At 43.9% G+C, this 16,281-nt stretch carries 13 protein-coding genes and 1 pseudogene; 1 reads left to right on the plus strand and 13 read right to left on the minus strand.

Annotated elements, in window-relative coordinates:
• The first annotated feature begins 20 nt into the window (after positions 1 to 20).
• A pseudogene (locus T488_RS17540) lies at positions 21 to 325 on the plus strand (TfoX/Sxy family protein).
• Between the two features lie 38 nt (positions 326 to 363).
• Here the strand turns inward: T488_RS17540 and T488_RS0109565 are convergent.
• From T488_RS0109565 to addA, 13 genes are all read right to left on the minus strand, one after another.
• A complete protein-coding gene (locus T488_RS0109565) occupies positions 364 to 1,902 on the minus strand; it encodes an asparagine synthetase B family protein (RefSeq protein WP_028520598.1) in 1,539 nt (512 codons plus the stop codon).
• 25 nt (positions 1,903 to 1,927) lie between these two features.
• Entirely contained in the window at positions 1,928 to 2,917 is a 990-nt protein-coding gene (locus T488_RS0109570) for an NAD(P)H-dependent glycerol-3-phosphate dehydrogenase (protein ID WP_028520599.1), read from the minus strand.
• Between the two features lie 27 nt (positions 2,918 to 2,944).
• Positions 2,945 to 3,619: a glycerol-3-phosphate 1-O-acyltransferase PlsY gene (plsY, locus tag T488_RS0109575; RefSeq protein ID WP_051536410.1), complete on the minus strand. Its 675-nt coding sequence runs from the start codon at positions 3,617 to 3,619 to the stop codon at positions 2,945 to 2,947.
• Entirely contained in the window at positions 3,619 to 4,947 is a 1,329-nt protein-coding gene (gene der, locus T488_RS0109580; protein ID WP_028520601.1) for a ribosome biogenesis GTPase Der, read from the minus strand. Before der ends, plsY begins: the two co-directional genes overlap by 1 nt.
• A 97-nt stretch (positions 4,948 to 5,044) precedes the next feature.
• Positions 5,045 to 6,346, minus strand: a complete 1,302-nt coding sequence (locus tag T488_RS0109585) for a DUF512 domain-containing protein (protein WP_028520602.1) — start codon at positions 6,344 to 6,346, stop codon at positions 5,045 to 5,047.
• A 74-nt stretch (positions 6,347 to 6,420) separates the two neighbouring features.
• The gene (gene rpmF / locus T488_RS0109590; RefSeq protein WP_019678749.1) at positions 6,421 to 6,606 is read right to left on the minus strand and encodes a 50S ribosomal protein L32; all 186 of its coding nucleotides are present in this window, start codon (positions 6,604 to 6,606) and stop codon (positions 6,421 to 6,423) included.
• A 22-nt stretch (positions 6,607 to 6,628) separates the two neighbouring features.
• Positions 6,629 to 7,090 carry a YceD family protein gene (locus T488_RS0109595; RefSeq protein WP_028520603.1) on the minus strand — a complete coding sequence of 154 codons (462 nt, stop codon included), beginning with the start codon at positions 7,088 to 7,090 and terminating at the stop codon, positions 6,629 to 6,631.
• 95 nt (positions 7,091 to 7,185) lie between these two features.
• Positions 7,186 to 7,593, minus strand: a complete 408-nt coding sequence (locus T488_RS0109600) for a hypothetical protein (protein WP_028520604.1) — start codon at positions 7,591 to 7,593, stop codon at positions 7,186 to 7,188.
• 70 nt (positions 7,594 to 7,663) lie between these two features.
• On the minus strand, positions 7,664 to 8,998 hold the full coding sequence (locus T488_RS0109605; RefSeq protein WP_028520605.1) for a glucose-6-phosphate isomerase: 1,335 nt from the start codon (positions 8,996 to 8,998) through the stop codon (positions 7,664 to 7,666).
• Between the two features lie 135 nt (positions 8,999 to 9,133).
• Positions 9,134 to 10,273, minus strand: coding sequence for a D-alanyl-D-alanine carboxypeptidase family protein (locus T488_RS0109610; protein WP_028520606.1), 1,140 nt, complete (start codon positions 10,271 to 10,273; stop codon positions 9,134 to 9,136).
• A 74-nt stretch (positions 10,274 to 10,347) separates the two neighbouring features.
• Entirely contained in the window at positions 10,348 to 11,319 is a 972-nt protein-coding gene (locus T488_RS18775) for a D-alanyl-D-alanine carboxypeptidase family protein (RefSeq protein WP_028520607.1), read from the minus strand.
• Positions 11,320 to 11,365: 46 nt separating this feature from the next.
• The gene (locus tag T488_RS17550; RefSeq protein ID WP_051536411.1) at positions 11,366 to 12,448 is read right to left on the minus strand and encodes a D-alanyl-D-alanine carboxypeptidase family protein; all 1,083 of its coding nucleotides are present in this window, start codon (positions 12,446 to 12,448) and stop codon (positions 11,366 to 11,368) included.
• A gap of 193 nt (positions 12,449 to 12,641) precedes the next feature.
• A complete protein-coding gene (addA, locus tag T488_RS0109625; protein ID WP_028520608.1) occupies positions 12,642 to 16,280 on the minus strand; it encodes a helicase-exonuclease AddAB subunit AddA in 3,639 nt (1,212 codons plus the stop codon).
• Between the last annotated feature and the right edge of the window lies 1 nt (position 16,281).

Below are 16,281 nucleotides of genomic sequence, written 5' to 3' on the forward strand. Positions count from 1 at the left end.
TCAGATTTAAGGAGGCAATTATGGCTTCAAGCAAGGAATATCTCAGCTTTATACTGGAACAGCTTTCAGAACTTGACGGGATTACTTACAGAGCAATGATGGGCGAATATATTATTACCAAAGCAAGATAATCGGAGGCATTTATGACGACAGATTTCTTGTAAAAGACGTCAGCTCAGCCAGGGAACTGATGACCGATGCGCCACTTGAGCTTCCATATGATGGTGCAAAAGCAATGCTTCTTGTAACGGAAGTTGATGATAAAGATCTCCTGAATAAACTTATCAATTCGATCTATGAAGAACTTCCTTCAAAAAAGAAATAAAGCAAACAGCCCGTGAGACCACTCTCACGGGCTTGGTTTTATCTCTTTACGAAGTATTCTTCATACCATACAAGGAAGGTGTAAATAGTCCATACCTTGCGCCAGTTATCAGAATTTCCGCCGATATAGTCATTGAATATAGCATTTATCTCGTCAATATCAAAGAACTCTGCTGCCATATCACTGCTGAATTTAGCGCGCACATCTGCATTATAACGCTCATCTGCAAGCCATATCCTGATAGGAACTATGAAGCCGAGCTTCTTTCTGAAAGCTATCTCCTCAGGAAGCACCTTTGCAGCGGCAGTTCTGAATGCGACCTTGTTTGTCTCCTCATTTACCTTGTACTTTGAAGGCATACGGGAAGCTATGTCAAAGATCCTTCTGTCAGTAAGCGGCATACGGATCTCAAGTCCGCAGGCTGTACTCATCTTGTCTACATTGAGGTAAATATCGCCCTCAAGCCAGATCTGTATATCAACATCTGACATTTTTGTAAGGGGATCAAGTCCCTCAGTCTCATCATAGATGTACTTTACAAGATTTATAGGAAGCACCTCTGGATCATAATGCTTGAGTATACGCTGCTTTTCTTCTTCCTTCATGATATTGGTATTGCCAACATAGAAAGTCTTGAGATTTTCGCCATAACGCTCAGCATTTCTGTACATATTGTATCCGCCGAAGAACTCGTCTGCGCCCTCGCCTGAATAGCAGAGTTTGGTATGTTCAGCAGTTGCCTTACAGCCAAGAGTAAACACGATAGCAGAGGCATCTCCGAGAGGCTGCTCCATATTGTACATAACAAAAGGAACAACATCGAAAAAGTCCTTAGGCTGGATATTGGCAACGCTGTGCTCTACATTAAGCAGCTCAGCTGTCTTTGCAGCTACTCTCGATTCATCAAATCGCTCCTCGTCATAACCGCAGGAATCAGCTCTTTTAGCATCGGACATTGCGAGTACATAAGAGGAATCGACGCCGCCTGAAAGGAAAGATTCGGCTATTTCGTCCTGATCCTTCACCTCAGGGAATATGCTCTTGAGAGTCTCATGTATCTCATCAGCCCAATCATCGAGAGACTTACTGTCATCTGGCTTAAACTCCGGAGTCCAGTAGCGTCCGAGGGTAAGCTTTCCGTTCTCAAATTCCAGCCAGTGTCCGGGCATGAGCTTCTTTACACCCTTGAAGAATGTGTCCTCTCCTGCTACATATGTAAGAGTCATGTAGATCTGGAGCATATCAACATTCAGCTCCTTCACGAAGCCTTCCTGCTTCATTATATCCCTGATATAAGTACCGCTGAGCAGTCTGTTATCAGCAGTGATATAGTAATAGAAGGGCTTAGTGCCAAACTGATCTCTCAGACAGAAATACTTGTCATTTTCTGTATCGTAAAGCGCAAATGCAAACATTCCGTAAAAATGATCAGCCATTTCCCTGCCCCATTTTTCATAAGCCTTTACAATAATTGCCTTTTCACGTTCTTCTCTTGAAAGTGTTCCGTCAATGCCAAGCTCCTCGCAAAGCCCTCTCCAGTTACGGATATGTCCTCTGTAATCGCATATTTTTATCAATTGAACTCACCTCATAAAGTATTGCTTATATTTCTTCATAGTTCTGCGGACGGTTCATCAGTGCACCAAGGGCATGTCTTACGTCTCCGCCGTTGAAAAGCACCTCATTGAGCTGCTCGGTTATAGGCATTTCAACGCCAAGGCGCTTGGCAAGGTCATATGCCGCCTTACAGCAGAAATAACCTTCTACTGTGCCAACACGTTCAACAGCCTCCTCTGGAGAAACACCCTGACCGATAAGTATGCCTGCACGTCTGTTACGGCTGTGCATACTTGTACAGGTAACGATAAGATCTCCGATACCTGTCAGACCGCTGAATGTTGCGATATTAGCTCCGCAGGCTTTTCCGAGACGAGCGATCTCATGTATGCCTCTTGTCATAAGAGCTGCCTTTGTATTATCACCGTACCCAAGACCGTCACAGACACCCACACACAGAGCAATGATATTTTTCAGAGCTCCGCCGATCTCACAGCCCTTGACATCATCATTAAGATAGATCCTTAGATAGCTGTTGCCGAATTCTCTCTGGACAAGCTCGGCTGCATCATGATTTTCGGAAGCCGCAACTATTGTAGTAGGAACACATCTTGCGAGCTCCTCTGCATGAGAGGGACCTGAAAGAACTACAAGCTTCTCGGTATGTATCTCTTCCTTGATGACCTCGCTGAGAGTTTTGAGACTTCCCTCCTCAAGACCTTTACCTGTGTTGACGATAACCATATTATCATCTACATATGGTGCAGCAGACTTTGCTACATCTCTTACAAATGACGAGGGAATACCAAATATAAGGACATCACAGCCCTTGATACATGAAATATCGCTGGTCATTGCAATGCTTTCTGAAACAGGTACTCCGGGAAGTTTCTGAACGTGCTCCCCGTGAGAGCGGATATCGTCTATTTCAGATTGGAATTTAGACCATACAGTTACATCGTGTCCGCAGTGCTCAGCCATTATTGCAAGACTGAGTCCGAAACCGCCTGAACCAAGTATAACTATCTTTGCCATAATATTTTACTCCTTCCGCATTGAGCCTCATTTTATATTTATGGTATTGAACGTAAATTTATTCTCATTTCCATCCATAAGTCTCTCTATATTTGAGCGGTGCATCCAAATGACCATAGCCGCCATTGGCAGTGACAGAATCATATACAGGAAGCTTCTTCCGAACGAGTATCCGTCAATAAGCCATGACATAAGCAGAGTTGCCAGCGGGCAATATGCTGTAGAGATGATAGAAGCAAGCGAAACATACTTTGATAGCGCAAGTATTACCACAAAAATCGCGAGAAGTGCAAGGAATACCTTATAGTCCACAGCAAGGAAAGAAGCTGCTCCGACAAGAACTCCCTTTCCGCCCTTAAAGCTGTAGTATATCGGGAAAACATGACCGAGAATAGCAAAAAAACCGGCTATATATCCGATATAGTGTGTATCATTCCCCGGCATCATACCTGCGTGGAGCAGATGACAGAACCCTCTTGCAAGAGCAACTGCAACAATGCCTTTAAGAAGATCTCCCAGAAGTGTAAAGAGCGCACAGCTCTTTCCTGCGCATCTGAGGGTATTTGTCAGACCTGCGTTCTTGCTTCCCATGTCACGTATATCGCGGCCCGTCATCATTCTTACAACAATGATGGAGAAATTAAGGCTGCCAAGAAAATAACCGAGACCTGCGGCAGCAATGATAGAAAGAAATAGTTTCATTATTTATCATTTCCTCCCCTCTCACGGACTATGAAACGGACAGGCGTTCCTTCAAGCCCGAATGTTGAACGTATCTGATTTTCAATGTATCTCCTGTATGAGAAATGGAAAAGGTCCGCTCTGTTTACGAATGTTACGAATGTAGGCGGCTTTGTTGAGGGCTGAGTCATGTAGTATATCTTCAGCCTTCTGCCCTTGTCCGAAGGCGGTTGTACTCTTGTAGTCGCATATGCAAGAACATCGTTCAGCATTCCCGTTGAGATACGCATACTATTCTGCTCATAGGTATACTTGATAAGCTCATAGAGCTTGTTTATACGCTGACCGGTTTTAGCGGATATAAAGACAAACGGAACATAGGACATGAAGCTGAAATCGTTCTCAAGCTTTGTCCTGTACTCCTGCATGGTTTTGTCGTCCTTTTCGATCAGATCCCATTTATTTACAGCAACTACACAGGCTTTTCCCTGTTCATGAGCGTAGCCGGCAACCTTTGAATCCTGCTCTGTAAAGCCTTCGGCAGCGTCCAGCATAATAACACAGACATCTGCACGATCTACAGCCATATAGGCTCTGAGAACACTATAATGCTCGACTTTTTCGGTCACCTTTGATTTTTTACGTATACCTGCTGTATCGATAAATACGAATTTTCCATATTCATTTTCAATAACAGTATCCGTTGAGTCACGGGTAGTTCCTGCAATATCGGAAACTATAACCCTCTCCTCCCCGGCTATCTTGTTGATGAGAGAAGACTTTCCTGCATTAGGCTTTCCGATGACAGCAACCTTGATGTGGTCCTCGTCATATTCAGCTTCCTCGCTGTCAGGAAGACTTTCATACACCTTGTCCAGCATATCGCCTGTTCCGTGTCCATGTACCGAAGATATAGGATAAGGGTCTCCGAGACCGAGATTATAGAATTCATAGAGCTCCATAGGAGGATCTCCAAGGTTATCGACCTTGTTTACAGCAAGAACAATGGGTTTGCCGCTCTTTAGAAGCATCTGTGCGACCGCATAGTCATCGGCAGTTACACCGCATCTTATATCTGTAACAAAGACAATAACATCTGCTTTCTCTATAGCCAGCTCAGACTGTCTTCTCATCTGAGCAAGAATGACATCATTGCTGTCAGGCTCAATACCGCCTGTATCAACAACCATGAATTCCTTACCGCGCCACTCGCATTTTGAATAGATACGGTCTCTGGTAACACCGGGAGTATCCTCGACAATGGACAGGCGCTGTCCAATAAGCTTGTTGAAAAGGGTGGACTTTCCTACATTAGGACGTCCGACTACTGCAACTATCGGTAAAGGCATTTCAATTCCCCTTTCTGCATTTTTCATTTAAACCAATTATTTGAAGAAGCTATGCGCTTCGTATATTCATATATTATTCGTGATATGCCGAATGACTTCAATAGGTTATCCCCATTATTGCGTCAAGCAATTCATATCCGTCGCTGTTAGTGGATGTCAGCTTCACATTGAGTTCCTTCTCCACATCAGGAACTGTAAGGTCATCAAGAAATACATCAGAATCGCGCCGAAGCATAGCCGAAGAGATCAAAAGCTCGTCCCCGAGGTCCTTGCCTCTGAGCTGGGCAATAAGATCCTGAGCGGTTATCAGACCTGTAACAGTGATAGTTTCCCCAAAGAAGTCGTTCCTGATACGGTAGACATCGCATCTGAGCTCAGGAAATTTCTCCTCTGCCTTCTTAGCAAGGCTGCTTATGGTTGTAAACGGAGAATATCCCGTTGCAATGGAAACGTGACGCTTTCCGCCCTCCCACTCAGCCATATCAAGAGCTTTGTCAAACTCATCGATCAATGACCTGAGCATTCCGACGCCGTTTTCATACTGAGAAAAGTCCTCATAAGCCTCCATTGGGGGAAGCTCTCGCTCAGCTATCAGATAGAATTCGTCTGACGGAAACACAGTTCTTGTACCGAATTTTTCGAGGAACACCTGCTGGAATTCTTCGATAATATCGATAGTCTCGGCGGCAGATTCCTTAGTAAAGCCGACAAGAGGGTAAAGGCCCTTTCTGAACTTAGTAAGTCCCACCGGTACTACAGCCATACTCGTGATGTTTGGCATAAGAGTACCAAGGTCCGTAAGCGATCTCCGTAATTCGTCACCATCATTAAGTCCGGGACAGCAAACGATCTGACAATTCAGCTTTATGCCGCTTTCAGCCAGCTGCCAGATATACTTAAGCTTTTCGCCTGCAAAGCGGTTATGCATCATCTTTACTCTGAGCTCGGGATTTGTAGTATGGACAGAAACATTGATATTGAGTTTCATCTCAATGATTCTGTCAATATCCTCCTGATGAAGATTTGTTAGTGTGACGTAATTACCCTGTAAAAAAGAAAGGCGGGCATCATCGTCTTTGAAATATAGAGTTTCTCTCATTCCCGGCGGCATCTGGTCAATAAAGCAAAAGACGCACTTATTGCTGCATGACTGCTTGCTGTCCATAAGGAAGGTCTCGAACTCAAGCCCCAGATCGTCGTATTCGTCCTTGCTGATCTCCAGATTTATTGTTTCGTTGTCGCGCAGCAGTTCAAGAGAAACCTCAGTATCGGCAGCATAATACATATAGTCAAGGACATCTTTTATACCATGACCATTAATTTTAACGAGTATATCGTCTTTTTTTACTCCGTATTTGTCTGACGGAGAGCCATGCATAACGCTGTTGATCTTAACCATAAAATATCTCCAAATACTTAAAAAGGAGAGAAGGATCTCTCCTCCTCTCCTTCTCTTTTATCGGATCAAGCCGATTATTCAGCGTCGATCTTAAGGACCTCAACGCCCTTATAGAATCCGCAGTTTTTGCAAACCTTGTGCGGAGCCTTATATGCGCCGCAGTTATCACACTTGGACATTGCGGGTGCTTCAAGCTTCCAAACTGCAGAACGTCTCTTATCACGTCTTGCCTTGGAAGTTTTTCTCTTCGGTACAGCCATTCTGGCACCTCCTTACAGAGCTTCACAGCTCATTATTATTAAGATGATCGCACTGTTTTTCGTTAAGATCACAGCCGCATACCATACAAAGCCCCTTGCAGTCTTCCCTGCACAGCACCTTTGTAGGCAAACTGAGAAGCATATCGGTCAGTGCAATTTCATTCACTTCAATGCTCTCGCCGTCAGCGACGATATAGTCGTCGTTATCGCTGTTGCTGACGGAAGGAACAACAATATGTTCAAAGCTGAGATCATAGTTCTTTGAGAACTCCTTCAGACACCTGTCACAGGTGTGAAGCATCTCAAAAGCAGCGGAATACTCAAGATAAACGACTCCCGCACGGTTATAGAACCTTCCTTCGAGACTGACAGGGGTACTGAAAGTAAATCCTTTTACCCCCTCAAGCTCATCGGTACCGATCTCATAGCCGAATTTCTTTGATTCTCCAACGATATCAAATATCTGTTTTAAATTGATCTTCATATTATAATCCTTCAGAGCACCATAAGATATATTATACACCAGATGACAGGATATGTCAATAGTTAGGTGTAAATTTTTTCGGTTTTAATACTAAATTACTTGATAAACTGCTTAACGCTCTCGGGAAGCTCAGAATCATCAGCAGAAACTGTGAATACAACAGTTGCTTCCTCACCTGTAAGCTTGTCGAGCTTCTCAAAGAGAGTGCCAAGTGCATTGTAGTCGCGGCCAACGATCTTGAGGATACCATCAACGAAAACGTCCTTTATATCGTAGTTGCCAGCCAGCATACCTGCTACAAAGCCGTAGAATGCATCTGCACCTTCGATAGCAAAGCTCTCTGTATCGCACCATCTTACTCTGAAGCTGATAGAACGTCTGATGTTATCGCCCTTTTCAATGCAAACCAGGTTGCCGTTTGTTGACTTTACAGCATCGTTGATCTGATCGATGAGTATCTTTGTCTTACCTGTACCTTTTTTACCTGTAATAAGTTTAATCATAATTTACTCCTTCCGTGCCTTTCGGCATTTATGACGTATTATATTTTGTATTATGAGCTAAACAGACCGATCAGCCGAGCTTAGCTTCAAGAGCAGCCTTTGCGCCTTCATAACCGGGCTTGCCGAGAAGAGCGAACATATTTGACTTATAGCTTTCAACACCGGGCTGGTTAAAAGGATTTACTCCAAGAACATATCCTGAGATAGCGCAAGCCTTCTCAAAGAAGTAGATCATATAGCCTACATTCTCCTCGGTTGTGTCATCAAGCTCAAGGATGATATTGGGAACTCCGCCCTCTGTATGAGCAAGAACTGTACCCTCGAAAGCCTTTCTGTTTACAACAGACATATTCTGGTTTGTAAGGAAATTAAGGCCGTCAAGGTTCTCAGCATCGGGCTCAAGGAAGAGATCAGTCTTGGGCTTCTTGATGTCAACAACAGTTTCAAAAAGGATCCTTGCACCGTCCTGGATATACTGACCCATAGAGTGAAGATCAGTTGAGAAAACAGCTGCTGAGGGGAATATGCCCTTGTTATCCTTACCCTCGCTCTCGCCGAAGAGCTGCTTGTACCACTCGGACATCATTACGAAGCTGGGATCGTATGAAACCAGCATCTCAACAGACTTACCCTTCCTGTAAAGGATATTTCTGAGAGCTGCATACTTATAGCAGTCATTGTTATCGAAATCAGCGCAGAAATCAGCCTGTGCCTTAGCAGCACCCTTCATGAGAGCGTCAATGTCACAGCCTGCAACTGCGATAGGAAGAAGGCCAACAGCTGTAAGAACTGAGAAACGTCCTCCTACATCGTCGGGAATAACGAAGGTCTCATATCCCTCAGCGTCTGAGAGGTTCTTGAGAGTTCCTCTTGCCTTGTCTGTAGTAGCGAAGATACGGTTCTTAGCCTCTTCCTTACCATATTTATCCTCAACCATCTTCTTGAAGATACGGAAAGCGAGTGCGGGCTCTGTAGTTGTACCTGACTTAGAGATAACGTTTACAGAGAAGTCCTTGCCGTCACACAGAGCAATGATCTCGTTGAGATAAGCAGGGTTGATGCTGTTTCCAACATAGTAGATGTCAGGAGTATCCTTCTTCATATTGTTATAAAGAGGAGACTTGAGAAGCTCGATAGCTGCTCTTGCGCCAAGATAGGAACCGCCGATACCGATAACGATAAGAATATCGGAATTAGCCTTGATCCTCTCGGCAGCAGCCTTGATACGAGCAAATTCTTCCTTATCATATTCTGTAGGAAGCTCTACCCAGCCTAAAAAGTCATTACCGAGACCTGTCTTGCTGTGAAGGGACTGTGCAGCAGCTTCGACCTGAGCCTTGATGCCAGCCATTTCGTCAGCATTGACGAAATCCTTCAAGTATTTGGTGTTGAGTTTCAAAGACATTAAAATTTACCTCCAATATGTATGGAAAGCCATACAAATATAATTTACCATCTTTATGATACTATATTTTCGGATTTTTTTCAAGTCCCTTTACATAACATTTTCAACATTTGTACATTTGTAACTATTTCAACATCATTTTTCTATCAGTTTCACCAACAGTTCTCTAAAGACAAAGGTGTAATTCAGTTTCGGTACAGATGATTTTGTTATAATATCAGCCTCAAAAACAAGTTTATCATCATTATAAAAAGCCGCAGTCCCTATCGGCTGTCCCGCACTCACAGGAGCAGTAAGATATTCGGGGATAACCACCTTTGTCCTCAGCTCCGAAGCTCTCATGGGAACTACTGCTCTCCCCTGTCTTTCAATACCGATCTCAACCGCGGAAACAGTACCGCCGCGAACAAGAACAGGTCTTATCATCTCATCAGGGAACATGGTATCCGTAACACGATAGTTATTAAAACCTTTTTTAATAAGCTTTTTCGCGCTTACAAAAATACTATCCGCCTCTTCACTTCCGAGAATGACCGCAATGAAAGAAGTTCCGTCATCACTGAGCCCTGCCTCAGCAATACAATATCCCGAATCATCAGAATGGCATGCTTTAAATCCTGCGTGAGCACCGTAAGTTCGTGTCAGTGTATTTTCGCTCACAAGCTCCACCTGTCCGTTTCTTACAAAATCCCGCCATATCTTGAAATAATGCTGAAGAAAATCATGCCGGAGCAGCTCTGAACATATCACTGCAACATCGTGCGCAGTAGAAAAAGAAGCCTCACCGCTGTACCCGTAAGGACTTTCAAAAACAGTATTTCTGAGTCCGAGATCAAAGGCACGGGCATTCATATCCATCACAAACCGTTCAACGCTTCCCGCAGATCGTTCTGCGAGAACAGTAAGTGCATCATTGGCGTTACCGATAATCACACTTTTCAGAAGCTCATCAACAGAAAGCGTATCTCCGCTTTCAAGCCATATCACAGAGCCTTTTGTATTTGTTACACTGTCAGAAGCGGTAAGAACATCATTTAAAGTATATTCACCCGAATCAATATCATCTGCGATAAGCAGCACGCTCATAAGTTTGCTGAGATAGCCGATATTATGTCTTGTATCAGCGTTTGCATCTTCGATGACCACGCCGGTATCAGCTTCGATCAGAATATACGAATCAGCCTTTACTTCTTCCCTTAAATCAGCTGCTATAAGCAGAAAAGCTGCCAGAAACACAGCAGTAATAACAACGACCATTCTGAAATAATTCCGCATAAGATCACCTCAGAATATCATATGCTCCAATACCGCCTAAAATGAAAAGGAGCAGCCGAAGCTGCTCCCACTCATCAAACCTTATGTGCGGTTATTATGAATGTTTCTCTGTTATCACCTGAAAGCTCGTAATTTCCGGAAATCGGAACTCTTGTTGTAAGCTTGTCCTCTTCTCCGGTCACAGAATAGATCTGATAGGACTCACCATTGAACGAGAAGGTATAGGGTTCCTCAAAGGTATACTGCTCAAGAAAATCAACGTACTCCTCAAGGCACATCTTCTTCTGAGTGCTGATAGCTGCGTGTATCTCGCCAACATATCTGAGATGCCAGGGGCAGTACTCTGATCCTGTCTTTTCCTTCTTGCCCTCCGGGTATCTGACTATAAAGCCGTATTTCCAGCAATTCTCACCTACCCAGCCTTCTGTATCATATCCGTCATAAGAAATAACAGAGCCATAAGCGTTAAGCGCAAGATCAACGCAGTAGCCTGCCTTGGACTCAGCAAAAGACTGCGGGCAGTAAGAACTCTCGCCCGTATATGTATCAGTTGTGCCGTAAACGATAAAGTCAGCAAGACCTGTTTCGTTTGCATAGTCTTCCATCATACGATTAAGAGCCTCGGCAGCGTCCTTATTCAGCTCCACCTCTTCATCAACAAGGCTGTAGAATTCATTCTTTTCCTCAGCAAGATCTACCATAACGCCCTGATGACCCGCTTTAGCAGGAGACTTATCATTAAAAAGGGAAAGGATACCGTCAGAAACATCCTTCTTGAAAAGCTCACACTCGGAATATCCGAGATACTTTACACCTTCAAAAGCAGTTGTAGCCTGATCGGTAGTGTTATAACTAAGACTGTTTCCTGTAGAAGCCTCAGTCTGTGTTTCAGCGTTGCGGAATTCTCCGTTTATAGTAAGATTATAAGGTTGCTGCGAGGCAAGTGCTCTCCTGAGAGAATCAGCACTGAAAAGAGTAGCGACAATTATACCCATAGCAACAAAAACACGGCTCATTCTGAGCTTGTTTTTCTTTGTCTCTTTCATTATACATATCCTCCGATATTTGTTCTACATTCTAATATATATCTTTTTATTTCTTTCTTTCATCAGGCGGCACATAAGCTTCTCCGCCTGCGCAGTATTCACTGTACGCACTCAGCGTATTATATACATTGTTCCAATTTGTAGTTCCGCCGCACAGCACAAGTATGTATGTTTTACCGTTCACGTCGGCGAACGTAGCTATGCAGTTCCCGGATTCATCTGTAAATCCTGTTTTCCCGCCAAGAACTTTAACTCCCGGCATTTCATCACCGTACATTCTGCTGAAAAGCGTACTGCTGAACTCAAGCCCCTCCGGATTCTGTTCCGTAGGAGGCACCTTGTAGTCAACCGCTGAAAGTATCTCACGGCAGGTATCATTCTGCACCGCATATTCCAGCAAAACAGCAATATCTTCCGCTGTACTGTAATTATTTTTATCGTGAAGTCCTACAACATTCGTGAAATGGGTATGTTTCAATCCGATCTCATCACATTTCTCGTTCATAAGCTTCACGAAAGCTTCCTCTGAGCCTGCAACATACTCGGCAACTGCAAGTGACGCATCTGCGCCTGAACATAATATCATACCATAGAGCACATCTCGCAGAGTCGGTGTTTCATCAGGCTCAAAGCCCGCCCTGGAGGCGTCCAGAGCTATATATGGAGCTACCATTTCATACGTTATCGGAACGGTAGCAGAAAGGTCATCTATATTTTCAACTGCGACAACAAGCGTCATAATCTTAGTAAGTGATGCGGGATACAACTGTACGTGTTCATCCCTGTAAGCTACGACCTCGTTATCGTCTACATTTATCAGAATTGCATTTTTAGCGTCATATTCCTTTTTGAATTTCTGAGACTTGTCCGTCTTTTCAGGAAATACAACAAAAGGCACTGCCGCTTCCTCTGATCGTTCTGTAGTGTATTCGGCAGATGCAGGCACTTTGCCTGTAGTGACCTTCACAGCTTCATCTGAAATAAGGTCTGCAACAGATACTGTACGCCTGCTGCGCCTGTTCAGATACCTCGCCGTAAAAGCGCCGATAAATATAAGAACTAAAAGGAAAACCGCTGTGCCTGCCTTAAACAAGTTAGCATTGCGCTTTTGTTTCCTTCTTTTGTTCATTCTACACCTCAAAATTTTATATCTCTGTATATTTTATTATAATACAAAATCCGTTTATTGTCAACAAAATTTGCAAACTCAGATTATTTCTACGATTTGCACAAAGTACGTACATCATCTTATTGCAATTTAGCAAATCACAGTGTTGAATAGCTGTTGAAAAGCTCCCATGAAGTTCACGGGAGCTTTTGGCTTAAATATCGACAGCAATATGATCCTGCTTTTCAAATGAATACAGATACGCTTCTTTTACCTTTTTCTTTGTAGTCAGCTCAATTGCCGCTTTATACAGTCTGAGCTGCATGGAATAGCGCTCCTTGAGCTTTTCGAGAGATACTCCCCTGTCTGATTTGTAATCCACGATAACTATACCGTCTTCCTCTTCAAACATAAGGTCTATTATTCCCTTTATCATTCCGTCAGACTTCTTCAGTTTTTCCAGTGCATCATTTTCTATATCCAGTTCCGAAACCGCGACCATGAATTTCTTCTCGCGTACATAGGATAACGCAGCACAGATCCTCCTGTATAATCCGCTTTCAAAAAACGCACGTGCATTGGCACGATCAATTGAATCTGCCTCGGACCGGCTTATATAGCCCTTACTCACTACATTTTCTATTTCCTCAGATATATTTTTTATAGCACTCTCAAAATCACAGTACTGGAAGAAGGTATGTATAGCCGTACCGCGTTCCGCTCCCGTAAGTTTTGAGCCTTCACGGCGGAACCTTGGACGTTTAAGCTTCAGATCAAAGGGCTCATCACCGTCCTTTAGTTTCTTTGTTATCTGCGTAACGCTGAGCTTGGCAGGAGTTTCTGAAAGGGTCCGGTCATAATAAAAGCCGATTATCTCCTTCATCTCGCCCATAAGCTTTTCATCGGGAACAGCTTCTTCTGTTTTCTCCTCCTGCTCCGCTTCAGGTATACTCACTTCTCCTGCGAAGTCATATTCAAACAGCGTTTCTGAATCCTTTTTTGCATACGGAAGCATCATTTCTTTTTCCATACCCAGTTCTTCTGCTATATTCTCAAAACAGGGAGTACGCATAATGCTGAGCCACAGCCAGTCAGAAAAGCTTTTTGCCTCGCCGACCGCTTCGGCAATATCTCCGTTCTGGAGTATAACACTGTCCATCAGGCCTGCCGCTCTTTTCAGGGCTTTTTCTCCGCTTTTCAGATTAATAAAAAGCTTCTGCTGAGCTCTTGTAAGACCGACATAGAGAAGTCGCATCTCCTCACTTCTGGTATCTCGCTCCTCCTCTGAAGTAAGCATTACCTGCTGAAAGGTCTTATACTTTCTCAGCAGTGACGGGTCATAGAGCATATATCCGATCCTGCCGTCAGGACTGCACATGACAGGCTTTGAATCGAATTTGAACTTAACCGACGTTTCTGCTATGAATACAAACGGAAACTCAAGTCCCTTTGAGCGGTGCAGCGTCATTACAGATACATATTCACCGGCTGATGCCGATACCTTGCCCTGTGCATAATCGCCATTTTCCATAACTCTGTCAAGATGTCTAAGAAATCCGTTCAGACCTCCTGAACCATCAAAGGCAGCCGTGCTCTCATAATTCTGAGCATACTGTATCAGAGCGCGAAGATTCGCGCGCTTTTTTTCGCCGTCATTATATAGCTGCATAACTGAGATAAAGTCGGTGGTATCATATATCTCTCCGATAAGTTCACCTATTGTCATGGTAACGGAATCAAGTCTGAAGCTGTCAAGTGACTCAAGAAAATCCGCACATCTCTCCCTGAGGAACATATCGTCACATTCGGCATATTCTCCGTCCGCTATGCCTCTTATTATAGGAAACAGAGCTTTTTTCCTGTCATATGACTTTATTATTGCTATATCCGAAACCGAAAACATATACATCGGAGATGTCATAACAGCCGCCATAGGTATATCCTGGAGAGGATTGCTTATTATCCTCAGCAGATCCGTCAATACTGCTATTTCTCTTGATCTGAGGTATCCTGATTCCTCGCTTCCCTTTGCAGGAACTCCGATCCTGTTGAGCTCGTCGGCATACATATTGATATGCACATTGTTTCTGACAAGTATACAGAAATCCGAAGGCTTGCAGGCTCTTTCCCTGCCGTCCTTATCTGTGACCAATTCTCCGCTGCGAAGCATTTCGGCGATTTTGGAAGCAGTATGGACAGCTTCACGGTTTATTTTCTCTGTCTGCTCCTCTTCTTCAACAGGATCATCATTTATAAATGTTATACAGGTCTTCCTGCTTTCAGCTGAACTGTCAGTATACTGAGCAGCACCGAAATACAGCAGTTCATCTTCGGTATAGTTTATATCTCCGCATTTTTCACTCATGATCTGCGAAAAAACAAAGTTCACAAAATCTATGACCTGAGGTGAGCTTCGGAAGTTCTTATTCAGCACAATTGCCTGATTTTTAGAACTGTTTTTCTCGGAATACGGCTCGGACACCCTGAGCGTATTGATGAAATTCCGCGGATTGGCAAGTCGGAAGCGATAGATAGACTGCTTCACATCACCTACAAGGAAAACATTATCGCCGTAAAGCGGCTCTCCCGCTTCGTCATGTCTGTAATTCCTGGATATAAGCTTGAAGATAAGATCCTGCTTGTTATTCGAGTCCTGATACTCGTCTATCATTATTATATCGTAGTAGTCCGCAATCCTCAAAGCGGTCTCAGACTGAATTATCATTCCATTCTCATCTTCCGCTGCAAGTATATCAAGAGCAAGTCTTTCGCCATCATCAAAACTGAGTGCATTTTTCTCGCATTTCTTCTCCCAGACGATCTCCTCGTACTTCTTCAGCATTTCCGCAAGGACCTTCGTGACCTCTCCGCATTCGACATAATCGCTCTGAACAGAGATCATACTGTTCACTACTTTTGCCGCTGTGTTTTTTACTGTCTCGCGCTTTTTCTTGAATATATCTCTCAGAGCCTTATCATGAGGAGTTTTTCCAACGCGCACAAGGACAGAAAAATCAAGAGCCTTTGCAGCTTCCTCATCTGTGGGAAAGCGGTTCGCTCTGAAAATTTCCGCAAGTGCACATATCCTGTCATAGTCTTCCTCAGCCTGAACATAGGACTTCTCCGCAGCAGCTGCTGACATATCGGGAAATATCCTCTTTATCATACCGATGTTATCATCAGCCGCTCTGACTGCTTTGTCAAGCTCAGCCATAACCGACTTAAAAAGGCTTTTGCTGTATTCAGACTCGCTGAATTCAGGCTGATACATAGCTACTGCGGTATCAAGCCATTTATCCCTCATTGCGACCGAGGAAAGGAAGCTGTCTGCTCGGCTGAGGACCTCCACAAGGCTTTTCTCGTCCTTGATACAGAAACGGTCGTACATAAACGAGATCTTTTCATACTCGTTTTCGCAGTAATAGTTTATGAGATCATCCATGGCACGGGCTCTCAGCACCTTATTATCAGTATCATCCAGAACACTGAACCCTGAGGTTATACCGTTTTCGCCGATATTATCCCTGATAAGGTCAAAACAGAAGGAGTTTATGGTGGATATTCTTGCGCTCTGAAGCAGTATCTGCTGCTTCAGAAGATGTCTGTTATCGGGAGAATCATTTATCATAGCTCTGAGCTTGCTGTCAAGGCGCTTTTTCAGCTCGGCAGCAGCATCATTGGTAAAAGTAACAACTACCATTCTGTCCGCGCGGACGCCAGAATCCTTATCCGCAAGCAGCTGCACAAGACGCTCGGTAAGGACAGCTGTTTTTCCGCTGCCCGCTGCAGCTGACACTATAAGGGACGTATCACGCGCATCTATAGCTTTCTGCTGTTGTTCTGTCCAGCCCATA

This window comes from Ruminococcus flavefaciens ND2009 (assembly GCF_000621785.1).
In the GTDB taxonomy this organism is placed as follows: domain Bacteria; phylum Bacillota; class Clostridia; order Oscillospirales; family Ruminococcaceae; genus Ruminococcus; species Ruminococcus flavefaciens_C.